Source organism: Natronorubrum texcoconense (assembly GCF_900100335.1).
GTDB lineage: Archaea > Halobacteriota > Halobacteria > Halobacteriales > Natrialbaceae > Natronorubrum > Natronorubrum texcoconense.
This window is the reverse complement of the sequence record NZ_FNFE01000006.1, coordinates 69,676-93,425: the sequence shown is the minus strand read 5'-3', so window position 1 is coordinate 93,425 and position 23,750 is coordinate 69,676. Positions and strand designations below refer to the sequence as shown.

General features: G+C 65.3%; 23 protein-coding genes and 1 pseudogene. 17 read left to right on the top strand and 7 right to left on the bottom strand.

Annotated features, from left to right (window positions below):
- The first annotated feature begins 92 nt into the window (after nt 1–92).
- Complete coding sequence (locus tag BLT08_RS17010) at nt 93–2,450, top strand: amino acid permease (RefSeq protein WP_090310328.1); 2,358 nt, start codon at nt 93–95, stop codon at nt 2,448–2,450.
- A gap of 98 nt (nt 2,451–2,548) precedes the next feature.
- On the opposite strand, the gene BLT08_RS17005 is transcribed toward BLT08_RS17010, so the two are convergent.
- On the bottom strand, nt 2,549–3,298 hold the full coding sequence (locus BLT08_RS17005) for an Lrp/AsnC family transcriptional regulator (RefSeq protein WP_090310326.1): 750 nt from the start codon (nt 3,296–3,298) through the stop codon (nt 2,549–2,551).
- Nucleotides 3,299–3,410: 112 nt separating this feature from the next.
- Nucleotides 3,411–4,745, bottom strand: a complete 1,335-nt coding sequence (gene trkA / locus BLT08_RS17000) for a Trk system potassium transporter TrkA (protein ID WP_090310324.1) — start codon at nt 4,743–4,745, stop codon at nt 3,411–3,413.
- Between the two features lie 469 nt (nt 4,746–5,214).
- On the opposite strand from trkA, the gene BLT08_RS16990 reads away from it, so the two are divergent.
- The 3 genes from BLT08_RS16990 to BLT08_RS16980 all read left to right on the top strand — a co-directional run bounded on the left by BLT08_RS16990 (nt 5,215) and on the right by BLT08_RS16980 (nt 7,237).
- On the top strand, nt 5,215–5,817 hold the full coding sequence (locus BLT08_RS16990) for a metal-dependent hydrolase (protein ID WP_090310320.1): 603 nt from the start codon (nt 5,215–5,217) through the stop codon (nt 5,815–5,817).
- 125 nt (nt 5,818–5,942) lie between these two features.
- The gene (locus tag BLT08_RS16985) at nt 5,943–6,611 is read left to right on the top strand and encodes a hypothetical protein (protein ID WP_090310318.1); all 669 of its coding nucleotides are present in this window, start codon (nt 5,943–5,945) and stop codon (nt 6,609–6,611) included.
- Nucleotides 6,608–7,237, top strand: coding sequence for a DUF2238 domain-containing protein (locus BLT08_RS16980; protein ID WP_175529361.1), 630 nt, complete (start codon nt 6,608–6,610; stop codon nt 7,235–7,237). Before BLT08_RS16985 ends, BLT08_RS16980 begins: the two co-directional genes overlap by 4 nt.
- 47 nt (nt 7,238–7,284) lie before the next feature.
- Here BLT08_RS16980 and BLT08_RS16975 read toward each other — a convergent pair.
- Nucleotides 7,285–7,870 (bottom strand): annotated as a pseudogene (locus BLT08_RS16975) (zinc ribbon domain-containing protein); the annotation flags it as partial.
- Here BLT08_RS16975 and BLT08_RS16970 point away from each other — a divergent pair.
- The 6 genes from BLT08_RS16970 to BLT08_RS22630 all read left to right on the top strand — a co-directional run bounded on the left by BLT08_RS16970 (nt 7,837) and on the right by BLT08_RS22630 (nt 13,182).
- A complete protein-coding gene (locus tag BLT08_RS16970; RefSeq protein ID WP_090310316.1) occupies nt 7,837–8,664 on the top strand; it encodes a mechanosensitive ion channel family protein in 828 nt (275 codons plus the stop codon). The pseudogene BLT08_RS16975 and the gene BLT08_RS16970 sit on opposite strands and share 34 nt — an antisense overlap.
- Nucleotides 8,665–8,784: 120 nt before the next feature.
- The gene (locus BLT08_RS16965) at nt 8,785–9,651 is read left to right on the top strand and encodes an SDR family NAD(P)-dependent oxidoreductase (protein ID WP_090310769.1); all 867 of its coding nucleotides are present in this window, start codon (nt 8,785–8,787) and stop codon (nt 9,649–9,651) included.
- Between the two features lie 143 nt (nt 9,652–9,794).
- Nucleotides 9,795–10,697: an NOP5/NOP56 family protein gene (locus tag BLT08_RS16960; protein ID WP_090310314.1), complete on the top strand. Its 903-nt coding sequence runs from the start codon at nt 9,795–9,797 to the stop codon at nt 10,695–10,697.
- Nucleotides 10,690–11,322 (top strand): fibrillarin-like rRNA/tRNA 2'-O-methyltransferase, encoded by a 633-nt coding sequence (locus BLT08_RS16955; protein WP_175529360.1) that lies wholly within the window; start codon nt 10,690–10,692, stop codon nt 11,320–11,322. Before BLT08_RS16960 ends, BLT08_RS16955 begins: the two co-directional genes overlap by 8 nt.
- A 79-nt stretch (nt 11,323–11,401) precedes the next feature.
- Entirely contained in the window at nt 11,402–12,985 is a 1,584-nt protein-coding gene (locus tag BLT08_RS16950; RefSeq protein WP_090310311.1) for a long-chain-fatty-acid--CoA ligase, read from the top strand.
- Nucleotides 12,986–13,014: 29 nt separating this feature from the next.
- A complete protein-coding gene (locus BLT08_RS22630; protein WP_394328201.1) occupies nt 13,015–13,182 on the top strand; it encodes a hypothetical protein in 168 nt (55 codons plus the stop codon).
- Nucleotides 13,183–13,202: 20 nt separating this feature from the next.
- Here the strand turns inward: BLT08_RS22630 and BLT08_RS16945 are convergent, their stop codons facing one another.
- Nucleotides 13,203–13,736, bottom strand: a complete 534-nt coding sequence (locus tag BLT08_RS16945; RefSeq protein ID WP_090310309.1) for a DUF8215 family protein — start codon at nt 13,734–13,736, stop codon at nt 13,203–13,205.
- A gap of 117 nt (nt 13,737–13,853) precedes the next feature.
- Here BLT08_RS16945 and hcp point away from each other — a divergent pair, with 117 nt between their 5' ends.
- The 3 genes from hcp to BLT08_RS16930 all read left to right on the top strand — a co-directional run bounded on the left by hcp (nt 13,854) and on the right by BLT08_RS16930 (nt 17,211).
- A complete protein-coding gene (gene hcp, locus BLT08_RS16940; protein WP_090310307.1) occupies nt 13,854–15,191 on the top strand; it encodes a hydroxylamine reductase in 1,338 nt (445 codons plus the stop codon).
- A 192-nt stretch (nt 15,192–15,383) separates the two neighbouring features.
- Nucleotides 15,384–16,472 carry a glutamate--cysteine ligase gene (locus tag BLT08_RS16935; RefSeq protein WP_090310304.1) on the top strand — a complete coding sequence of 363 codons (1,089 nt, stop codon included), beginning with the start codon at nt 15,384–15,386 and terminating at the stop codon, nt 16,470–16,472.
- Nucleotides 16,473–16,536: 64 nt separating this feature from the next.
- Nucleotides 16,537–17,211 carry a helix-turn-helix domain-containing protein gene (locus BLT08_RS16930; protein WP_090310302.1) on the top strand — a complete coding sequence of 225 codons (675 nt, stop codon included), beginning with the start codon at nt 16,537–16,539 and terminating at the stop codon, nt 17,209–17,211.
- Between the two features lie 104 nt (nt 17,212–17,315).
- On the opposite strand, the gene BLT08_RS16925 is transcribed toward BLT08_RS16930, so the two are convergent.
- The gene (locus BLT08_RS16925; RefSeq protein ID WP_090310300.1) at nt 17,316–18,416 is read right to left on the bottom strand and encodes a M24 family metallopeptidase; all 1,101 of its coding nucleotides are present in this window, start codon (nt 18,414–18,416) and stop codon (nt 17,316–17,318) included.
- Nucleotides 18,417–18,597: 181 nt separating this feature from the next.
- Between BLT08_RS16925 and BLT08_RS16920 the strand changes: the two genes are divergently transcribed.
- A complete protein-coding gene (locus BLT08_RS16920; RefSeq protein WP_090310298.1) occupies nt 18,598–19,473 on the top strand; it encodes a COX15/CtaA family protein in 876 nt (291 codons plus the stop codon).
- A gap of 48 nt (nt 19,474–19,521) precedes the next feature.
- Here the strand turns inward: BLT08_RS16920 and BLT08_RS16915 are convergent, their stop codons facing one another.
- Nucleotides 19,522–20,013, bottom strand: a complete 492-nt coding sequence (locus tag BLT08_RS16915; protein ID WP_090310296.1) for a metal-dependent hydrolase — start codon at nt 20,011–20,013, stop codon at nt 19,522–19,524.
- Between the two features lie 106 nt (nt 20,014–20,119).
- Between BLT08_RS16915 and BLT08_RS16910 the strand changes: the two genes are divergently transcribed.
- The 3 genes from BLT08_RS16910 (at nt 20,120) to BLT08_RS16900 (ending at nt 22,303) form a co-directional block, all read left to right on the top strand.
- Entirely contained in the window at nt 20,120–20,542 is a 423-nt protein-coding gene (locus tag BLT08_RS16910; RefSeq protein ID WP_090310294.1) for a CopG family ribbon-helix-helix protein, read from the top strand.
- Nucleotides 20,543–20,856: 314 nt separating this feature from the next.
- Entirely contained in the window at nt 20,857–21,573 is a 717-nt protein-coding gene (locus BLT08_RS16905) for a helix-turn-helix domain-containing protein (RefSeq protein WP_090310292.1), read from the top strand.
- 97 nt (nt 21,574–21,670) lie between these two features.
- On the top strand, nt 21,671–22,303 hold the full coding sequence (locus tag BLT08_RS16900) for a uracil-DNA glycosylase family protein (protein WP_090310767.1): 633 nt from the start codon (nt 21,671–21,673) through the stop codon (nt 22,301–22,303).
- Nucleotide 22,304: 1 nt separating this feature from the next.
- Here BLT08_RS16900 and BLT08_RS16895 read toward each other — a convergent pair whose 3' ends face one another.
- Nucleotides 22,305–23,618: a DnaJ domain-containing protein gene (locus BLT08_RS16895; protein ID WP_090310289.1), complete on the bottom strand. Its 1,314-nt coding sequence runs from the start codon at nt 23,616–23,618 to the stop codon at nt 22,305–22,307.
- Between the last annotated feature and the right edge of the window lie 132 nt (nt 23,619–23,750).

Here is a 23,750-nt window from a genome sequence, read left to right as displayed (position 1 = left end):
GGTCAGTATACCAGGAGTAGCGATCACGCTCCGAACCTACCTATGTCACTTGTACTGGTATTCGACAGTCGCTCGAGACGGAGGCACCGACGATGAGCGGTGGCGACGAGGAACTCGCGAAGGACCTCGGCCTGATCTCTGCGCTCGCGATCGGAATCGGAACGATGGTCGGTGCGGGAATCTTCGTCCTGCCCGGTATCGCCGCACAGGAAGCCGGCCCGGCGGTCGTCATCTCGTTTATTATCGGTGGGATGATCGCCATGATAAACGCGTTCTCGGTGAGCGAACTCGGGACCGCGATGCCGAAAGCCGGCGGCGCGTACTACTACATCAATCGGGCGCTCGGACCGCTGTTCGGCTCGATCTCGGGGATGGGTGACTGGATCGGTCTCGCCTTCGCGAGCGCGTTCTACTGTATCGGCTTCGGCGGCTATCTCGCCGATCTGCTCGATGGGGTCGTCGTCCCGATCCCCGGTGTCGGGGAACTCGCTCTCCTCCCGACAATTGTGCTCGGACCGCTCGTCCTCAGCGACATTCAGATCGGCGCGGTACTCGCCGGAATCGTGTTCGTCGGGGTCAACTACATGGGCGCAAAGGAGACCGGCGGCATCCAGACCGCCATCGTCACGCTCCTGCTCGGCCTGCTGACGATCTTCGCTATCGTCGGTTTCTTCTCGTTCGACTGGGGGACCGTCACCGCCGACGGGAGCTACACGCCCGAGGGAGCGGGAGCGATCCTCCCCGGTGCGGCGCTCGTGTTCGTTTCCTATCTGGGCTACGCGAAGATCGCGACGATCGGCGAGGAACTGAAGAACCCGGGGCGAAACCTCCCGATCGCGATCATCGGCAGCGTCGGGATCGTGATGGTCATCTACACGATCCTCGTCGGCCTTCTGATGGGACTGATTCCACACGAGGAGTTCTTCCTCGAGACCGTCGAGAACGCGCCGATGACCTACGCCGCCGAGATCGTCTTCGACTACCAGTTCGCGGTCGTCGGCTTCGACATTCCGATTCTCGGCGCCGGCGTGACGTCGATCACGCTCGCGGCGCTGCTCGCGACTGCCTCGAGTGCGAACGCCTCGATCCTCGCCTCGGCCCGAATCAACTTCGCGATGGGCCGGGACAAGATCGTCACCCCGAAGCTCAACGAGATCCACCCCAAATACGCGACGCCGTATCGGTCGATCGCCGTCACCGGCGGGATGATCATCGTCTTTATCGTCGCTCTCGGGGAGACCGTCGCGATCCTCTCGAGTGCGGCGAGCGTCCTCCATCTGGTCGTCTACGCGCTGATCAACGCCTCGCTGATCGTCTTCCGCGAGACGAATCCGCCGGAGTACGATCCCGACTTCGAGGTCCCGTTCTACCCGTTGACGCCGATCGCCGGCTTCGTCCTCTCGCTCGCGTTGATCTACTTCATGGATCCGCTCGCAACCGCGATCAGCGTGGTCTTCGTCGTCTTTGCGATCGCGTGGTACTTCACGTACGCCCGAACGAAGACCGACCGGGAAGGGATCCTGAGCGACTACGTTCTCTCGCGGTCCGACGAGATGCCGGACGCCGCCGTCACCGCTGTGGAAGCCGCCAAGCCGGCGAAGAACGACGACTACACCGTCGTCGTCCCGGTCTCGAACCCCCGTACTGAGTCCCAACTGCTCTCGCTGGCGAGCGTGGTTGCAAAGGCCAACGACGGACGGGTAAAGGCGGTTCACATCGTCGAAGTGCCCGACCAGACGCCGCTACGGGAAGGCTCCGAACACATTCGTCGTATCGACGAAGAATCCGAGCGGCTGATGACCCAGGTTCGCGAGAGTACGGAAACGCTCGACGTTCCCGTCGACATCCGGACGGTCGTCTCCCACCGCTCATTCGAAGAGGTGTTCAACGTGGCTCGCCGCGAGAACGCCGATACCGTCGTCATGGGCTGGGGTCCCGGTCGTCCGTGGACCGCCGGCCGCGCGGAACGGCCGCTCGACGAACTCACGCACAATCTGCCGTGTGACTTCCTCGTCCTGAACGACCGAGGGCTCGAGACCGACCGCGTGCTCGTGCCGACCGCCGGCGGTCCGGACTCCGATCTCAGCGCCGAGATGGCCCGCTACATGCGCGATCAGCTCGGCTCCGAGATCACGCTGTTGAACGTCGTCGACGAGGGCGAGAAGGACGACGGGGAAGCGTTCCTGACCGAGTGGGCGGCAGACCGCGGCCTCGAGGACGCGACGATCCGTATCGATACCAGCGGCGACGTCGAGGACGCGATCGCCACGGCGGCTCGCGATCACACGATGGTCATCATCGGCGCGACCGAGCGCGGACTGCTCTCGCGGCTCATCGGCGGTTCGCTGGCGTACAGCGTCGTCAACGAGGTCGAGTGTTCGGTCCTGCTGGCCGAGCGTCCGACGAAACGGTCGCTGTGGGACCGACTGTTCGGTCGACGGGACAACTGAGATCCACCCGCACTCCCACTCGGCGCGCGTTCGAACGGCTGGCGGCTCAGCCGTGTAATTTTAACCTGACGACGCTCGAGTCGGTCGCTCTCTGCGAGCTACCGCTCGTTCGATCCGGCTTCGAAAATTTCGAACATACGCTCGGTAAAGCCGCCTCGAGAGAGGACCGTCAGGATGTCGCCGGCTCGAATCTTGCTGTCACCCCGCGGCGTCAGGACGGCGTCGTCGCGTTCGATGGAGACGACGAGCACGCCGTCCTCGAGAACCCCCTCGCGCGCGGCGCGCTCTAAGGTCATGCCGGCGATCGGTGCGTCGTCGTCGACGGTGAGTTCGACGACTTTGTTCCCTCCCGCGAGACTGATGTAGTCGGAGAACTGCTGGTGTGTTTCGGCCGGCCCGAAGGGGTGATAGGCCTGAAACTGCTCCGTCCGCACGACCTTTTCGTCCTCGATGGCGATCCCGAGGGAAGTGAGTTCTCGAGCGACGTCGTTCATCGCCTCGACGTCGTCCCCGACGGCGAGCACGTGCAGGTTCTCCTGTCCGGCGACGAACTCCCGGACGTTGACGACGCCCGTGATCGTTCGGGCCTGCTGGGCGATTCGCGCCCGCTCCTCGATGGGGGCCGTCCCCACGTAGAGCGTGCGCAACATTTCGGCGGCGGCGTCGAAATCGACGTTCGCGTGATAGCCGCGGATGATCCCGGCGTCCTCGAGTTGGGCGATCCGGTTCCGGATCGTCGCCGGGGAGACGCCGACTTCGTCGGCGATCGTCGGCGCGGACGTGTTTCGCGCGTCCCCCATCAACGCGTGGATGATCCGTCTGTTCACTTCGTCGAGACGAATACTCATAGCGACCCGTACGGCAGCGGGATTGAAGGATGCTCCCTTTTGATCGCGTCTCGCTGGCCATCGAATCGAGACGATCCTCGTCGGTGGCGACGGGTTTCGGCGATCGACGCCATCACAACACCGCCGAAACCTCGTCGAGTACCGTCGCGTCGACGAACAGCACGACGTGGTCGCCCGCCTCCGGAACCGTCGTCCCGCGCGGGGTAATGAGTTCGCCGCCGCGTGAGATCGCCCCGATAACGACGCACTCGGGAAGTTCGGCCATCGAATCCGCGATCTGACGACCGATCAACGCGCTCCCCGATCCGAGTTCGACCTCGATGACCTCGGCGCGGTCGTGCTCGAGCATGGCGATCTTCTCGGTCTGATCGGTGCGAGTGAAGCGGACGATCTCCTCGGCCGTCTCCTCGCGGGGATTGATCGCGACGTCGATCCCGACGGTCTCGAAGAGGTCGCCGTACTCGGTGTTCTCGATGACAGCGACGGTTCGATCGACGCCGACCCGGCGAGCGAGGAGGGAGACGAGCAGGTTCTTCTCGTCGCTGTCGAGGGCGGCGATCACGATATCGGCCTCGTCGATGTGCTCGCGGGCGAGAAACTCCGTATCGGTTGCGTCGCTCTCCATAACGAACGTCTTGGGGAGGGCTTCGGCGATTTCGCGAGCGCGATCGTGATCCCGTTCGACCAGTCGCGGCTCGAACCCGTGGGCCTCGAACTCGCGGGCGGTCTGAAAGCCGATCTCGCTGCCGCCGACGATGACCACGTCGTCCGTACTCGAGGTCGTGTCGGTGACGGTCGCCATCGCGAACTCCTTGACCGAATTGGGGCTGCCGATAACGACGATCCGGTCGCCCGCACTGAAGACGGTCTCACCGCGGGCGACGATCATCTCGTCGTCCCGGAAGACGCCGGCGAACGTCATCGAATCGTACTGATCCGCCTCCTCGACGCGTTGGCCGACGAGCGGGCTGTCCGAGCCGATATCGAACTCGGCCATCCTGACGAGCCCGCCGGCGAACATCTCGACGTCCTGGGCCTGCGGGAAGCCGGAGATCCGGAAGATCGTCTGGGCGACCAGCAGGTCGGTACAGACCATGAAGTCGACACCGAACGCGCCCGCCGATCCCTCCCAGGTGTTCAACAGCGTGCGACGGCGAACGCGAGCGATCGTGAACGTCTCGCTCACGCTCTTGGCCGTGCCGCAGACGACGATGTTCGTCTCGTCGCTGTCGGTACACGCGACGATCAGATCCGCTCGCTCGAGACCGGCTTCCCGAAGGGTCTCGAGTTCGGTCCCGTCGCCCTGCACCGAGAGCACGTCGTAGGAGTAGCTGATCTCCTCGGCGATCTCCGAGTCACGTTCGACGACGGCGACGTCGTGTGAGTCTTGGAGGTTCGAGGCGATCATCTTCCCGACCTGACCTGCGCCGACGATTAGTACATACATTGGTAGACCCTCCTCCGCAGGGACATCTTCTCTGCATGTTTTGGCGGTGAGACGAAAGGCGTTACGACGGACCGCTCGTAACACTGCTCTTCGATCGGGACCCGAGAGCCCACGTGGACGTCTGCGAACGCCCTCGAGTTGGGCCGGTGAAGTCGGCGTCCCGGTGCGTAGCTCCTCGAACGGACGTTGGTGGCGACCGCCACGCGCCAGATCGTCTCGAGGAACGACCTGGCCTCTCGCTCGCCGTCGCGGACCAGTCGATCGATACACTCGGGATCGCGGTCGAGGTTGGTTCGCCACGGGAGCGAAAACGGAGCGGGCGAGCAACGAATCGATGCGATACGCACGTCGAACTGGGCCGTTTTGGACCCCTGCACCTCACTGTACGGACAGATCCGCAGATTATCGGGTGTCGAAGAACTCATCTGCAGCCGTTACGTCGTTCCGCCCAGAGAGGCTCACCGAACCGATGATGTTACCAACCCACGCGGTGATCGGACTGGCGATAGCGGCGCCACTCCTGGTCCTGTCGCCCGATATTGCGCCAGCCGCGCTCACGGGGGCCCTCGTCGGGAGTCTCGTTCCGGACTTGGATCTGTACGCCGGCCATCGCCGGACGCTCCACTATCCGACGATCTACACACTCCTCGCACTTCCGCTGGCGCTCGTCGCAGTGGTCGCTCCAACGACCGGGAGTGTCGGCGTGGCATTCATCGTCGTCGGAGCAGCCGTTCACTGCCACGCAGACCGGTTCGGCGGCGGCCTCGAGCTCCGCCCGTGGGAGGGAACCTCCGAACGCGCGGTCTACGATCACGTTCGCGGACGCTGGCGGCGACCGAAGCGGTGGGTTCGATACGACGGTGCGCCGGAGGATCTGTCGTTGCTGGTGACCCTCGCCGTTCCACTACTCGTCGTCCTCGAGGGACCGTTTCGCGCTGTTGTCGCCGTCGCGCTGGTGGTCGGTGCCGTCTACGCCGGCCTTCGCCGGCGGTTAGCGACCCTCGCACCGGTCGTGTTCGGGTACGTTCCTGAACGGCTGGAGGGGTACGTCCCGGAACGATACCGGACGTAGAACTGCGTCGTGAACGACAGCGAATGGGACTTGGCCGTTCGCTGATACGTGAACGGTTCAGCTCGCCGAGACGATCGCAAAGACGTCTGTGGGGTTTATGAGGCGTGAGTAACACTGACCACGCTATGCAACGTGAGGGTACTGAAAATGCAACTCCCGTGACGGACGAGCCGGAGGACGTTCTCGCGCGGCTGTTCCGAAGCGGACGGACGAACGCACTCATTTCGTGGGTGCTCGTCGGCATCCTCTGTCTGGTCTTCCTCGAAAGCGTGCTCGATCTTGACAGATTGTGGATACTATTCGTCGCGGCGACGGCGATCATCGTTCTCGCCCCGCCCGTCGCCTACTGGGACTGGCGGATGATGTTGCCGTGGGAACTGCTCGTGGTGGCACTGCTCCCGATTCTCATTCGTGGACTGTTCGGTGGTGAACTCGGGACGTTCGGGTACTATCTCTCGGTCGCAGGGCTGGCATTGCTTCTCATCGTCGAACTCCATATGTTCGCTTTCAGCGACCTTCGACTGACACACTGGGCGACGGTCGTGCTGGTCGTCATGACGACGATGGCGTCAGGTGCGGCGTGGGCGATCGTTCGATGGAACATGGATCGACAGCTGGGCACCTCGTTCCTGACCGAACCGGGGATGTCACAGGACACCGCAAACGCGACGCTGATGGGTGAGTTCGTCTGGGTTACCCTCGCCGGAGTGGTTGCCGGAATCCTCTTCGACGCGTACTTCAAACGCCGTGGCCGGTATCTTCGCCGCCGACTTCGGCAGGTGGTGCGCCGATGACGCTCCTTCCGCGCCCCTCCCTGCGAACCCAGCGGCAACTCACTCGCGGAATGCAGGTGTTACTGGTCGGGATCGTCGCCTACGGCTTCCTCTTCTCGCAGCCGAAGGCGATCGTGAACGGCGCTATCGCGTTACTCATCACGTTCGCCCCGGCACTGCTGGAGAAAAACTACGATATCCCGCTGGATCCGTGGCTGGGCCTCTGGATCACGCTCGCCGTCTTCTTGCACACGATGGGTTCCGCCGGGCTCTACGCCAGAATCGGCTGGTGGGACCACCTCACCCACGCGATGTCGGCATCACTCGTCGCCGGGATCGGCTACACGGCCGTCCGCGCCGTCGACCTCCACAGCGACGAGATTCACATTCCCCACCGATTCGCGTTCGTCTTCATCTTGATCGTCGTGATGGCCTTCGGCGTGATCTGGGAGCTGTTCGAGTTCGGACTCGACCTCGCCGCCGAGTCGACCGGTATCGCGATGCCGCTGTCCCAGCACGGGCTGGACGATACCGTCCGCGATATGATGTTCAACACGCTCGGCGCGATCCTCGTCGCGACTTTCGGACAGGTTCACCTCTCCGGGGTCGCCGAAACCGTCCGAGAGAGTCTGTTGGGGACCGAATGACATCCTCCCCGGCATGAACGCCGGGGTTTCCTCCGTGGGAGTCTCGGCTATGCCGATTCCCCGGAGGCAACATTCCCGTCACGGTGGACGGTACTCGGGTCTGTGCGCTGTTCTTTGGGACTTTCGTGAGGGTATGGTATCCCCGACCAATCATGGTCGTCCCACTCGAACCGTGCTCGAAAACGCTGCGCGTTTTCGGCATCCCGGAAATCTTCGGTTTCCGAGGACACGGGCCGTGCCATCGGCCTGACTGCCTGCTCTGCGTGCCGTCTCAAGAACGTTTCCGACGCGGTGAGGTCCGGCGTGTCCCTCGAACCCGCACGGGCAGGTGAGCGTGTCCTGATGGCGTGTGGTGCGGTCTGTGCCGCCGCACTGCGGGCACTCTTGGCTGGTCCACGCTTCCGACCGCACCTCGACCGTGATACCGTATTCTTCGGCGGTACACGCCAGCCGTTTTGTGAATTTCTTGAACGCCCAGAAGTTGTGGGTCTTGGCGTTGGTTTCGACCGACCAGTGCGTGTCCAGCACGTCAGTCAAGCCACCGATATACACCGTGTCCACACCCTCCTTGTACAGACGTTCCAGCAGGTCACGACACAGTGCTTCTTGCGCGTGGTCGCGGCGGCGGGTTCGCGGCGTTCGGCGGCTACGTGCTGGTCGTCGGCTTTCTGCTCACGCAGACGGCAAACAAACGGCGGCGACACGACCTCAAGAACATCATCCGTCTGGCGTTCATGGTGCTCGGCATCGTCGGCGTCCTCGGCGTGCTTACCCAACAGTACGTCGGCGTCTTCTTCTCGCTCGGCATCGTCGGATTCGCCGTTACGTTCGCCCTCCAACAGCCGCTCTTCTCGCTGATCGGCTGGCTCTACATCATGATCAAGCGGCCCTACGGCGTCGGCGACCGCGTCGCCATCGAGGGCTCGAAAGGCGACGTCGTCGAGGTCGACTTCCTCGTGACGACGCTGTGGGAGATCAACGGGGAACTCGTCAGTTCCCACCAGCCCTCGGGACGCGTGATCACCCTCCCCAACAGCGTCGTCCTCTCCTCGCACGTCCACAACTACTCCTACCAGGAGTTCCCGCACGTCTGGAACGAGCTTTCGGTTCAGGTGGCCTACGAAACCGATCTCGAGTTCGCACGCGCGCTGATGATCGAGGAGGCGACCGACTATCTGGGGGAGGAGATGCAACGGGCGATCACGCTCTACCGAGAACGCCTCGCGAAGACGCCGGTCGAACTCGAGGTCCGCGACGGACCGTCGGTCAACGTCGCCCAAGGGGAGTCCTGGATCGATCTCCGACTCCGCTACCTCGTTCACCCCCGGGAAGGCCAGCGCGTCCGCAACGACCTTTACGAACGCATTCTCGAGCGGATGAACGAACATCCGGATCGGGTCGGCTTTCCGGTCAGTCGAAGCCGATGAGCCGCGAGTGCTAGTCGCCACTCGAAGTCAGTGCGCTGTTTTGTAATCGTCATCACCCCCGTACCGCGTGATGGTCGATAGGCCTTTATTGGCAGTCGCTCGCATGGGAGTATGGCCGACATGACTGTGGACGAGGCGATGGAACGGTACGGCCCGACGGAGCCCACTGCAGATGACTTTCTCGTGCTCGACGACCCCCACTACGCGCCCGAAAACGTCGCTCTCGTGACTGGTGCCGGATCGGGCATCGGTCGGGCGACGGCACTCGCGTTCGCCGCGAACGGGCTCACCGTCGCCGGCACGGACCTGAACGAATCTGATCTGGAGGCCGTCCGGTCGACGGCCGAGGAGCTCTCGCTACCGGGTGAGATCGTCCCGATCGTTGGCGATCTGACCGTCGACGAGGACCTCGAGCGGATCGTCGACGAGGCTGCCGACCACGGTTCGATTCGGTACCTCGCGAACATCGCCGGCCTTCAACACATCGCCCCGATCGAGTCGTTCCCCCTCGAGAAGTACGACACGATGCAAGCGGTGATGCAGCGAGCGCCGTTCGTCCTCTCGAAGGCGTGTCTGCCACACTTCCGGGACAACGAGGACGGCGGCGGTGTCGTCGCGAACATGTGTTCGGTCCACGGCCACATCGTCACCCGCGACAAAGTCGCCTACAACACGACGAAGTTCGGCCTCCGGGGGCTGACGCAGTCGATCGCCGCCGAGGGCGACGGACGTGTCCGCGCGTTCTCCGTCAGTACGGCCTACGTCAAGACCGCGCTCGTCGCCAGACAGCTTCCGGCGACTGCGGACCGCCGCGGGATGACCGTCGACGAAGTCGTCGAGAACGTGATGCTCGAGCGAACCCGCGTCAAAGAGCTGATGGAGCCGTACGAGGTCGCCAACCTCTTCGTGACCGGCTGTTCGACCCACAGTACGCACCTCAACGGCGGCGACATGACGCACGAAGGCGGAATGTCGCTAACGTATTAGGACGGCGTCGTACCCACTCGCGAAGACTCGGTACTATCCGGGGCATCGGTCCGTACTGACTGACACGCCGCTGCTCGGAGACGGCGATCGGTCGCTCGTCGTTTCGGGAACGCATTTACAACCACGGTGTCTATCGAGCGATAATGACTGACGAAGCCGACACCGCAACCGCGGGCTGGTTTTCGGATCTGGACCCGGGGGATATCGAGGGTGCCAGTAGCGCGATTCTCGAGGGAACTGCCGAACAGTCCAACGACTGGCCACAACTCGCCGTCGAAATCGGCTACGCCGATACGGCGGACGAGTACTACGACCAGCTTCACGCGGCGACGACGGCGGCGACCCGCGCGGAAGTAACCGAACGGGAGGCGGCCGACGACCGCCAGCTGGTCCACGCCATCCGCGCGATGGACGACTGCACCCGAACGGCGAACGAACTCGCCGAACGGCTCGCCGAGTGGGCCGGCACCGTCGATCAGGACGCCGGAACGGGAATCGACTACGCCCGCGAACTCGCGACTCGAGAGCGTGACCCGGAACCCGGGCAGGAGCCACTCGTCTCGCTCGCCGAGCGCGTCGCGGCGCTCGCCGACGAGGCCGACGACCTGCGAGAGTACGTCGAACAGCAGGCACCGACCGTCGCGCCGAATCTTTCGGCGCTCGCCGGTCCCGTCCTGGGGGCGCGGCTGATCTCGCTGGCCGGCGGGCTCGAGGCCCTCGCGAAGAAACCCAGCGGCACGGTGCAGATCCTCGGCGCCGAGGACGCCCTGTTCGCCCACCTTCGCGGACACGCGCCGTCGCCCAAACACGGTATCATCTACACCCACGACGCGATTCGCGGGACCCACCCCGACGAGCGCGGCTCCGCCGCGCGTGCGGTCGCCGGCAAACTCGCCATCGCCGCCCGCGTCGATCACTACTCCGGCGACGTGAAACCCGAACTCGAGGCCGAACTCGCAGAACGGATCGAGACGATTCAGGCCCGGAGCGAGGACGGGAGCGGTACCGATGCCGACGGGAGCGACGGGGGCGAGTCCGATGAGTGAGCTCCCCGACGGCGTCGAACGCCGCCAGTTCGACGGCACCGAACGGCTCGGGACCCGCGGCGAACCCGTCTACGGCGAGCCAACCGATGGAGCGTGGCGCGCCTGGAACCCGAACCGCTCGAAGCTCGGTGCGATGCTCGAACTGGGGATGGAGACCGGCCTCGTGGGGGGCGAAACAGTGCTCTACCTCGGTGCGGCCAGCGGGACGACCGTGAGCCACGTCGCGGACTTCGCCGGGCCGACCTACGCCGTCGAGTTCGCCGCGCGGCCGGCCAGGGATCTGCTCGAGGCCGCCGAGTCGAGACCGCGGCTGTTTCCCCTGCTCAAAGACGCCCGGAAGCCCGAGAGCTACGCCCACGTCGTCGAATCGGACGTCGACGTGATCGTTCAGGACGTCGCGACGAGGGGGCAGGCCCGCGTCGCCCTCGAGAACGCGCCGTTTCTCGCCGACGACGGCCGACTCCTGCTGGCGGTCAAGTCTCGGAGCGAGAACGTCACCCGCGACCCCAACGACGTCTTCGAGGACGTTCGAGACGAACTCGAGTCGGGGTACGAGGTGCTCGAGTCGCGGCGACTCGAGGAGTACCACGCGGATCACCTCGGAATCGTCGCGCGGCCGAAGTAGACGGCCGAAAACGACTGGATGGTCGGTCACCCAGCCGTCGCTAACAAATATAAGGACGTTTGTGGGATAGTAGCACGACATGTCGGAGCATCCCACGATCGGTGACACGCTCGAACAGACGGTCGACCGCTATCCCGACCGGGACGCAATCGTCTATCCGCGAAAGGACCAGCAGTGGAGCTACGCCGAGTTCGACGAACGGGTGAATCGGCTGGCGAACGCGCTTCTCGACGCGGGAATCGAAAAGGGTGACCGCGTCGCGACGGTGCTGTACAACGGCTCGGAGATGGCGCTGACGGTCTACGCCTGCGCGAAGATCGGGGCCGTCTTCACCCCGCTGAACTTCCGACTTCCGGCGGGCGAGATCGAGTACATCGTCAACGACGCGTCGGCCGAACTCCTCCTGTTCGAATCGGCGACCAGGGAGTCGGTGGAGGGCGCGCGGCCGGCCCTCGAGACCGTCGCGGAGTACGTCTACATCGACGACGACGTGCCCGAGTACGCGACGGATTTCTACGAGCTACTCGAGTCGGGTTCGGCCGACCGTCCCACCGTTCGCGTCGCGGAGGACGACGTCTACGCCTTCATCTACACCTCGGGGACGACGGGCCGTCCGAAAGGCGTGGTCCACGAGCACCGAAGCATGGTCGAGCACAACCTCATCTGTATCGCCGAGGGGCGGATGACTCGCGACGACGTCGGACTGTCGATCATGCCGTTGTACCACTGCGCTGAACTCCACTGCAACCTGTTCCCGCGGGTCCATCGCGGCGCGACGAGCGTCATCCACCACGAGTTCGAGCCGCAGGCGGCCCTCGAGGCGATCGACGAACACGACGTGAGCCTCCTGTTCTGTGCGCCGACGGCGTGGAACGCGCTGTCGCTGACCGCGGCCGAATCGGACGTCGACGTCTCCTCGCTCCGACTCGGACTCTACGGCGCGGCACCGATGCCCGAGCAGGTGCTCGAGAACTGCCGGGAACACCTCTGTGAGGACTACCTCCAGGCGTACGGGATGACCGAGATCGGGCCCGCCGGCGTCTTCCAGCCGCCGGAGGACCAGCTCTCGAAGCAGGGCTCCGCCGGAGTCGCCGCGCTCAACCACGAACTGCGCGTGATCGAACCCGACGGAGACCCCGACCAGACGGTCGCCGACGGCGAGATCGGTGAGATCCTGATCGCCAGCCCGTGTACGATGCGCGAGTACTGGAACCGGCCCGAAGCGACCGAGCGATCGTTGCGCGAACACGACGGGACGACGTGGTACTACACCGGCGATCTGGGCCGGTTCGACGACGACGGCTACCTCTACGTCGTCGACCGGAAGGACGACATGATCGTCTCCGGCGGCGAGAACATCTACCCGGCCGAAGTCGAGGACGTCCTCTTCTCCCACGAGGCGGTCGAGGAGGCCGCCGTCCTCGGCGAACCCGACGACGAGTGGGGCCAACTGGTCGTCGCGTACGTCGTCGCCGACGACGTTTCGGCCGAGGAGTTGGACGCCTTCGCCCTCGAGAGCGACCACCTCGCGGACTTTAAGCGACCGCGGGCGTACTACTTCGTCGACGACCTGCCGAAGAACCCGAGCGGGAAGATCCAGAAGTTCAAGCTTCGGGAGGACGAGGCCGACGTCGATCCCGAAGCTGAGACCATCGCGTCCTAACCGTCGCCGACGACGTTTCGGCCGAGGAGTTGGACGCCTTCGCCCTCGAGAGCGACCACCTCGCGGACTTTAAGCGACCGCGGGCGTACTACTTCGTCGACGACCTGCCGAAGAACCCGAGCGGGAAGATCCAGAAGTTCAAGCTTCGGGAGGACGAGGCCGACGTCGATCCCGAAGCTGAGACCATCGCGTCCTAACCGTCGCCGACAGCGGCTTCTTACCGCTCTCGGACCGTCGCGTAGACCGACTCCGCGACGCGCGGAAACGCCAGCATCGAGACGATCGCGACGACCAGCGCTGCGACGAGTGAGAGCGGTGGAACGCCGACGGCGCCGGCGAGCCACACGCTGCCGAAGACGGCGACGGTGAGCGCGAGGTTGTAGTAAACGAACCGCAGGACCACCAGCAACGGCGAGAGCGCCACCCAGCCGAGCGTCTCGGTTGCCGGCGGCCTGATCCAGCCGCCGCGGATCAGCGTCCCGACGAAGACCATCGCCATCCACGCGAGCAGTCCGGCGGCGGTCGCGTCGTAGATCCCCGGCCCGGGTGCGGCCACGATCGCGAACAGCGTCGGGAGGGCCAGAATCGAGATGTCGCCGAAAATGTGGCTGCAGTCGTGCAGAAACCGGCCGAACCCGCTCTTTTCGGCACGCGAGAGTTTGCCGAGGCCGTACCAGGTCCGGCGCGTGGCGCTGGTGGCCGGCCGCGTCTGACGGACTGGATTGCGGTGTTCGCGCCGATCTCGAGCCATGCAGGCAGGTAGCACGACACCGCGTATAAATACTGCCGTCCGAACGTCTTCCCGCGTATTGCGAGGCGGTGGGAATCGCTGTGGCCCTTAATCGTTCCGCGAGCGAGCCACCGTAGTATGAACTGCAACCAATGCGAGCAGACCCCGGAGGGCGGTTGTACGACGGTCGGCATCTGTGGCAAGGAGCCGGATCTCAACGGACTGCAGGAGCTCGTCATCTACGGGCTGAAGGGAATTTCGGCGTACGCGACCCACGCTCGAGACATGGGCTATCGCGACGACGGCGTCGACGGCTTCGTCCACGAGGCGCTGTACTCGACGCTGACGAACGTCAACTTCGATATGGACGATCACGTCGACCTCGCGATGCGCGCCGGCGACGCCGCCGTCGACGTGATGGAACTCCTCGACGAGGCCCACACGCAGGAACTCGGCGTTCCGGAACCGACGGAGGTGGCCCAGAACGACGTCGAGGGGAAGTCGATTCTCGTCACCGGACACGACCTCTACGGCCTGAAACAACTGCTCGAGCAACTCGAGGCCGACGACGAGGAGATCAGCGTCTACACGCACTCCGAAATGCTCCCCGCCCACGGCTACCCCGAACTCGCCGCGTACGACAGCCTGAAAGGTAACCTCGGCGGCGCGTGGCACGACCAGCGGATCCTCTTTGCGGATTTCCCCGGTGCGATCGTCGGAACCACGAACTGCGTCCAGCCGCCGCGCGAGGAGTACCGCGATCGCTTTTTCACGACCGGGCTGGCGGGTCTCGAGGGCGTCGAGTCGATCGACGGCTACGACTTCGGCCCGGTGATCGAGAAAGCGAAGTCGCTCCCCGAGGCGGATTGGGAGCAAGACGGCACCGTCACGACGGGCTACCACCACGAACCGGTGCTCGACCAGGTAGACGAGATCGTCGACGCCGTCGAGTCCGGACACCTCCGCCAGTTCTTCGTCGTCGCGGGCTGTGACGGCCCGACGCCCGGCCGGGACTACTACCGCGAACTCGTCCGACAAATTCCGGAGGACTGCGTCGTCCTCACCACCTCCTGCGGCAAGTTCCGATTCAACGATCTCGAGATGGGGACGGTCCCCGGAACCGACATCCCGAGATACATCGACCTCGGCCAGTGTAACAACTCGATCTCGACGGTGAAGATCGCGGCCGAACTCGCCGAGGCCTTCGACTGCGAGGTCAACGATCTTCCGCTTTCGGTCGTCCTCTCGTGGTTCGAACAGAAGGCGATCGCCGTCCTGTTGGGGCTGCTCAGTCTCGGCGTCGAAGACATCCGGCTCGGTCCGACGGTCCCCGACTTCCTCACGCCCGAGATCGTCGAATTGCTGAACGACGAGTTCGGCCTCCAGCCGATCGACGAACCCGAGACCGATCTGGCGGCGATGCTCGGCGAACCCGTCCCGACGGCGGCGGCCGAGCCGCGACCGGCCGACGACTGAGCCGGGACTGACCGATGGTCGAGCGGGGGCGGCCGACGACCGAGGCGCGATCGAGCGGCGACCGAAGGGGGACCGACGACCGGGGCGACCCCCGGCTCGAGTCAGCCCTCCGTTATCACGGCCCGCACTCCCAGGGAACCCACGCTGCCGAGTCCAAACGGTATTTACCACCGCGGGCGAAAACGGGAGACGATGGAACGCGGGTCCCGGGATTCGTTTACGCGCATGGGCACGCTGGGGATCGAAGAGGAGTGCTTCGTCGTCGACGAGACTGGCCGTCCCACCAGCGGCACCGACGAACTCGTCTACGAACACGATCCGCCCGAGATCCTCGAGGGCCGACTCGACCACGAGCTGTTCAAGTTCGTCATCGAGACGCAGACGCCGCTGATCGAGGAGCCGAGCGACGCCCGCGAGTCGCTGCTCGAGATCCGGCGGGCGCTAGTCGACCACGCCGCCGACCACGGCTACCAGATCGCCGCTGCGGGGTTGCACCCGTTGGCGAAGTGGCGCGAGCTCGAGCACGCCGAGAAGCCCCGATATCGCTCCCAACTCGACCGCATTCAGTACCCACAACACCGGAACACGACCGCGGGCGTCCACGTCCACGTCGGCGTCGACGACGCGGACAAGGCGGTCTGGATCGCCAACGAACTGCGCTGGTACGTGCCGATCATGCTCGCGCTCTCCGCGAACTCGCCGTACTGGAACGGCTTCGACACGGGGCTACAGTCTGCGCGCGCGAAGATATTCGAGGCACTGCCGAACACCGGGATGCCGACCTACTTCGAGGACTACGAGGCGTTCGACCGGTTCGAACGCCGGATGCTCGAGACCGACTCGATCGAGGATCGGGGCGAACTCTGGTACGACGTTCGCCCGCACACGGCCCACGGGACGGTCGAACTGCGCACGCCGGACGGCCAGGCCGATCCCGACGTCGTCCTCGCGTTCGTCGAGTACGCCCGCGCGCTCGTCGAGGATCTCGCGGCCGCCTACGAGGACGGCGCGTCGGGCTACGCCCGCGAGCACCGTCGCGAACTGTTAGACGAGAACAAGTGGCGGGCGATCCGTCACGGCCACGAAGCCTCGCTTATCAGCCGCGACCTCGAGGGGACGGTCGACCTCGGCGAACTCGTCGACCGTGAGTGCGAACGGCTGGGAATCGACGGTATCGGGCGCGTGTACGACCGCGAGAGCGGCGCCCAGCGACAGCGACGAATACGCGAGGAGTCGGGAGCTGACGCCCTCTGCGAGTCGATTCTACTCGGTACCGAGTAACGCGGGTTCGATCCCCCGCAAAGGTTTACTTCCGTGCGAAGCGTTGTCTTCGACGAGACAACAGATGGCTTCAGACGACACTGACGAGCACCGGGTAGACGACGGGAGCGACGAACAGCATCGAGACGAGACTGGCGAGGCGTACGACCTGACCGACGTGGACGTCTTCGTGAACGACGAGAGCGACGGCGACGGCGTTCGAACGGCGGCCGTCGAGGAGGTCGACCAGCGAATAGTCGACCTGCTTTCGTGGATCCTCGACACGGAGACGCGAGCGAAAATCTACGTCCACCTGCTGGCGACCCCCGGCAGCACCTCCGAGGAGGTCGCACAGGGGACCGGTCTCTACCCGAGCACGGTCCGGGAAGCGCTGGCTGAACTCCACGACGAAGACCGCGTGACGCGGGAAAAACGCGCGAGCGAGGGGGCGGGGAACAACCCCTACGAGTACACGGCGATCCAGCCGAGCGAACTCGTCGGCGGCGTCGTCGATCAGGTCCAGCAGGAACTGAACACCATCTTCACCCTCGATCGCGTCCTCGATCGGCACGAGGCGTCGGACTCGGATCTCGAGCGTGACGCCGAACCGGTAACGATCACCGTCGACGACACCGAGTCGCCCGAAGTCGGCTCGCTGGGCGATACCCGGGACAAAGAGGACGACGACGAACCGTCGGCGGCGGAGGAGGCGGACGTCGAACTCCTCGAGGACGACGACGAGTCGAGTGCGGACGACTAGCCGGACGGCAACACCGCAGTCGAGACGCGGTCGCTTCGCGTCACCCCAATGTGCTCTCTGTCGTCTCCCAGCCTCCACCCCCGTTTTGAGCACCGATCAGCCGCTCAGTCCTCGAGCCCCAGCACCGCCGGCCGTTCGAGTTCCAGCTCGTCGTCGACGGCCCGTGCGGTCGTCGTCGGCCAGCGCTCCGTCGACGTCAGCGGCTCGATTTCGTCCTCGGTGACGAGGACGGTTCCCTCGCTCTTTGCGCCCTGTACGGTCGGGTTCCACGCGTAGGCCATCGGTGCCGTGACCGACGCCTCGTGGTCGGGCGTCGCGATCCACTCTCGGCCCGCGAATCCCGCCGCACCGCCCTGGTGGTGGTGCTCCCACTCGCCGTCGTAGTCGAGCGTGTCGTACGCGTGCTGGATCGCTTCGAAGACGTCCCCGGCCGTTCCGCCCTCGACTGCTGCTTCCTGAGTCGCCGCAAGTGCTGTCGTTTCGACGCGGGTCGCGATGGCGTGTCGGTCCTCGAGCCACGACGGCGGGTCGAAGGCGACGGTGCGGGTACAGCTCGCGTGGAGGCCGGCGCGTTGTGTCGTCACCGAGACCAGCGCGTAGTCGCCCAACTCGGCCTCGGTGGGCGTGTAGTGGCGGTACTGCTGGACGCGCTCGCTTCCGCCGACGAGGACGACGGGCGCTTCGATGTCGCGCGCCGAGAGGGCGACCCGTAGCGCCGACGCGACCTCGTGTTCGCTGTCGTCGGCGCGGAGCTCCCGACAGACCGATTCGACGGCCGACGCCGTCTGCCCGCTCAGCTCTCGGTACCGCTCGATATCGCGCTCCGTCAGCGGCTGACGAAGCGCGGTCGGATCGACGCGCTCGAGACCGGGTACGTCGATGTCGGCGGCCGCACGCTCGTCGTCCGTGCGGGCCGCGATGGCCTCGCCGAGCGAGGAGGCGTGCCAGGGGAACTGCTCGACGGAGACGTCTTCGGCCTCGAGATCAGGAATCTCCTCCGCCCGAATCCGGTCCGCTTCGATGTTGTTCGTCACGATTCGGACGTCCGATCCGTCGTAGCCGACGGCGGCGACGCCGGCGTCCGTCTCGCGGTCGACGACGTTGTTCCCGCCCGTCAGCCAGGCGAAGGCGTTCGGTCGGGCGAACCAGACCGAGTCGAGATCCGCCGAGTCGAGGTAGCGCTCGAGTCGCGCTCGCTTGTTCATACCGGGTGCTGGTGCGGGCGACGTTTGAATGCGACGAACGCGAAGCCGTCGGTCCCGGCGAGTGTTCGAAACGAAGCTGAGGAAATCGCCGACGTGATCGGTCTAGACGGCCGATTCCAGCGAACTAAGAACGACTCGGGCAACCTAAGTATAGCTGGTCCTAACCCCCGTCTGAACGCCCGTGTCGACCGATAGCCACACGTCCCGTCCGGTAGTTCGCCCGCTGATCGAACGGTTCGGCTTTCCCCAGCTACTCGCGACGACGCTCGTGCTGGTCGCCGCGACGATCCTGCTCGGCGTCGCCGCGAAGGCGACCGGCTCGGGGCTGGCCTGTGAGCAAAACTGGCCGCTCTGTGACGCCGGGCCGTACAACGCGTTCCCGGCGAACCTGCCGAGTTTCTACGAGTGGTTCCACCGGTTCGTCGCCATGTTCGCCGGGATTGCGATCATCGGAACCGCGGCCGCGGCCTGGCGACTCCCCGACGTCGACCGCCGCGTCGCCGTGCTCGTGGTTATGGGCGCAATCTTGACGCCGATTCAGGTCGTCCTCGGCCGCGAAACCGTCACGCAGTACACGATGGACATCCTCCAGTTGCACTTCTGGACCGCCGTTCTCATCTTCGTCCTCTTCGTCGTGGCGACGGTGCTCGTCTGGGCGCCGCGACTGACGGCGAACCACGTCACCAGTGCGCTCGCGCTCGGCGCCCTGTCGCTTCCGTTCCACGTCGCCCTCAGCCCGTTCGCTCTCGGCGACATCACGTCCTACGGCCCGTCGCTGCAGATGGCACAGTACGCCGTCACGCTCGCGCTGCTGGCGACCGTTATCGTCGCCCTCATGGTCGGCCGCCGCCGGTTGCGGAGCGGACGACTGACCGCGGTGCTGGGCGCCACGACGGTCCTCGCGTTCGTCGTCGCCTTCCTCGCCCGCGAGGCCGTCAACCCGGCGTTCGACTCCCTCTATCTCACCGGCGTTGCGGTGCTGTTCGCCGCGTTCGTCCTCGGCATCTATCTGAGCCGGACTGCGGCAGCCGAGGCTCGCGACGGCCACACGCAGTAGTCTCTCGCCGACTCGTGTTCGGACCGGTACGGAAAACCAGCCTCCCGCTCAGCCGAGCGTGGCGACGATGATCGTCGCGACGACACCCACGCCGGCACCGATCCCCAACAGGACGTAGTTCGCGATCGGGTTCGCCGCTTTCGTCACGGAGAGGGTGTAGTGTCGCTTCGAGACGGGCCAGAACGGGCGGATCCCCATCGGCGTGAGCGCGTCGGCGAGGAGGTGTGAGACGATCGAGAGGCTGCCGACGACGAACGCGAAGGCGACGAAGCCGACCTCGGCGAGCGGCGAGGGGGCGCCGACGAGCACTGCGGTAACGGCGGCGAGTCCGACCCCGACGAACAGCGCGAACCCCACCGAGTGGGTCGGACCGCGGTGTTCGATCCCCGGAATCCGGTGGTCGCAGTCGGGCAGCGTCGAGAGGGCAACGCAGGCGAGCGCGCCGACGATCGCGGCCGTCTCGTACCCCGCGAGACCGACGACGGTCCCGAGGGGTGCGTAGACGAGCAACGCGGCCCCGTAGTGGCCGAGCTGATACATTGTTCAACGGGAGTCGCTTCTGGCCAATAAACACACCGTGATCGTCCGGTCCAGTTGGACATCGGCGACCGCTGAACCTTTTTCGCCGCCGCGCGTACGACCGGGTATGCGAACCAGCCTCAACGTTCCCGAGGAGATGCTGGCCGAGTTCGACCGGACCTGGCAGGCGGAAGGTCTGGACTCCCGCTCGCGTGCGCTTCGTGAGGCGATCCAGGAGTACGTCGAGTCCCACCACCAGCTAGAACAGGCCCGCGGAACGGTCGCCGCAACGGTCGTCTTCGACTACGTCCACGAAGCGATCATCGAGGACCTCCACGAGATTCAACACGATTTCCAGTCCGAGATCGATACGACCTGTCACGTCCACCACGGCGAGTGGTGTCTCGAGGCCGTCTTCTGTCACGGCTCGGCCGAACGCATCCGCTCGCTCGTCTACCATCTGAAGGACTTCGACGCCGTCGGGCGCGTCTCGGTGACGCTGTTGCGAGCGGATTCGACGGCTACGAGCGAGGATGCCGACGGTCGATGACGTCTGAGCGGTTCCCGTCCTCGGACTGAGTCGGAACCTCGTCGCCGAACGACGGGCCCTGACAACTCTCGAATCCGCTCCCGCCCGACGGAATCGGCGTCAGGTCCCGACCCGAGATACGGACCCGTATTTAAACTACTTCGATATCCAACCGGCCAATTCTTGTAAGCACCTGTGGATGTTTCACCGAACGACTCCTCCATGTCCTGTGACAGTCGGCAATTACCAACGATTCGTTCGCCGCAGTCGAACCGACGTTTGCGTCTGAATTGCCACGGTCCCCGCGACCCATCGCTCGAGAGGGCACGGGTGGAATGAGCATCATCGCGACAGTCGCCGTTCCGGCGGCGGAGTTCCCACTCGGCGCACTCGCAGATATCGACGAGGACGTGACGCTGACCGTGGAGACGACGGTACCCACGAGCGAATCGGTCGTCCCGTACTTCTGGGCGCCCGCGTCCGCCGGGGACGCAATCGTCGACTCGATTGAGGACGAACCGGCCGTTGCGACCGCCGGGATCGTCGACGAGACCGACGACCACGTCCTCGTCAAGGTGACGTGGAACGGGCGCGTCAACGGCGTTCTCGAGTCGATTCGCGAGCGCGACGCGATCGTCACGAGCGCCGTCGGAACCGACACGCAGTGGACGTTTCGACTTCGGTTTCCGTCCTACGAGGATCTCTCCGCGTTCTACACGAACTGCGTCGAGCAGGGGATCTCGATGGAACTCGTCCAACTCCACGAGACGGTCAGTCCCGGCTCCACACGTCAGTTCGGGCTGACGACGGCCCAGCGGGAGTTGATCGCCGCCGCCTACCGTGCGGGTTACTTCGACGTTCCGCGCCAGACGACGCTCGTCGAACTGGGCGAACAGCTCGAGGTCTCGGACTCGGCCGTCTCACAGCGACTCCGGCGCGGACTCGCGACGTTGATCGATTCGACGGTCCTCGCAGAGCAGTCGGAAGGCGGGGACGGGTCGTCGACCGGCCTCGAGTACGGGTTCGACACCGAGCCCGAGCCGGATCAGTAGCGCGCGCGTCTCGGTCGCCCGCTCCGCTGCAGTTCCGACTCCGGCGAGCAATTCGGTGATCGAGGTGATTATGCTCCTCGACGGCCTTTCCAGTCCCGTGAAGAACGTTACAGAGCGGACGAGCAACCCGTTCGGACTGCGACCGCCGTTCGACCGCACGGATCCTGACGAGCGGACCGCCGTCTTCGGCTACGGCGACGCTAACGCCGACTTCTACCTGATCGGCGACCATCCCGGCGTCCACGGCGGAACGTCGACCGGCGTGCCGTTCACCGGCACCGCGTCCGGCGACGCGATTCAGAACGTCGCTCGCGAGGTCGGCTTCGCCAGCGGACCCGAGGAGCGTCCCGACCTCGAGAACCTGTTTTGCAGCTACATCCACATGTGCTGTCTCCCCGCCGGCGAGACGCCGAGCGAGGAGGACTACGCCGACCTCGAGCGCTACTTCGACGCCGAACTCCGGGCGATCAACGCGCACATCCTCCTACCGGTAGGCGAGCGCGCGACCGACCACGTCCTCCGGGAGTACACGACCCAGCGAGACCGTCTCGACCTCGACATGCCCCGACTCCACGCCCGCGAGATCCGCGGCCGCGGCTTCCTGGTCGTGCCGATCAGGGAGCCGACGGCGTGGGAGGATACTGACCGGGAAGCGATCGTGGCGCGACTCGAGGAGATCCTCGGACGCGATTACCGGCAGACGAAAGGCGTCGCGACGACGGTCGGGTAATTTACCAGCCGAAGCGTTTCCGGATCGTCGCCCGTAGCGGCAGTCCGAGCCCGCCGACGATCGGCAAGAGCACGAACGCGAGGAGATCGATCGCGAGCGTCGCCTCGCCGGCGGCCCCGATTGCGAGCCCCGCGAGCGGAGCCAGCACGGGCAGGACGTAGAGATACGACGGCTTCCAGCCCGGCCCGCGACGGGTGTGGCGGACGATGACGGTAAACAGCACCGGCATGAGGACTGCTCCGGCCAGCAGCGGCCCGCCGACGAGGACGGTCGACGCGGCCACCGCGAGCGCGAGCACGATCGTCTCGTCGATCGAAATCGGTCCCCACGTCTCGGCGTCTCGGGCCGCTCGAGCGCCGAGCAGGGCGACCAGCGTCAGGGCAACGACGCCGGCTAACGCAACCTCCCAGAGCGGTCCCTCGAGCGGCGGCGCGACGAGTTCGAACGCCGCGAGATAGCCGACGGACGACTCGACGCCGTGACGACCGCTCGAGAGGACGTCCCAGAGCGCACCGGGATCGGCGCCGACGGCGCTCAGTTCGGCCGAAAGTCCCTCGAGCGCGGAGTCGTTCGCGAGCGCGAAGTCGGCGACGCCCGCGAGGTAGACGAACAGGGAAGTCCAGATCAGCGGCAGCGAGAAGTTTTGGCGACGCCACCAACGGACGGCGGCGTTGTCGCCGAACCGAGCCGATTCGGTCCCGGAGCGGCTCCCCGTTCGGCCACCCGCGGTCGCGTGACTCGTTCCGCCGTCGGTCGAACTGGCACTCCGGTTCGTCCCGCCCGAACTGCTGGTACCGGCCCCCGTTCCGGTTGCCCCGCCGGTCGCGGTTCCCGTCGCCGCTGTACTCGAGGACGCCGACGTCGACGAAGTCGATGAGGACGTTCCCGCCGCTGACCCCGACGCCGTTCCGCCGGCGGCGGACGACGCCGTCGCCTTCGTCTTCGACGTCGATTTCGAGGACCCGGCGTTGCTCGAGGCGCTCGCGTCGTCGGAGTAGGTGAACGTCTTCCCCGACTCCTCGTCCGTCGAACTGCTCGAGCTGTCGTCGGTGCTCTTCCAGACGTCCGGCGAGGGGAGTCCGCTGGTTCGCTTCGCGACGTAGTCCTCGTGGCCGAGGCGGTCGTAGGCCTGTCGCTCGACGGAGTCGCCGAGGATGTCGTAGGCCTTCTTGACCGCCGTAAACTGGGCACGGGCTCGCTCGTCGTCGTTGTGGTCGGGATGGTAGACGCGGACCTGCTCGCGATAGGCGTCTTTGATCTCGTCCTGGGAGGCGTCGGACGGGATCTCGAGAAGGTCGTAGAAATCCTCAGTCATGTGAAAGTAAGCGTGTCTGCTATGAGTTGTGAGTGGAGGGATATAATTACGCCGTTCTGTACAGTAGCTTCGACTCGTCGCTCGAGTGAGTTTACTATTGTGGCCGTTGACGGGTTCGATACGGGAGGCCGA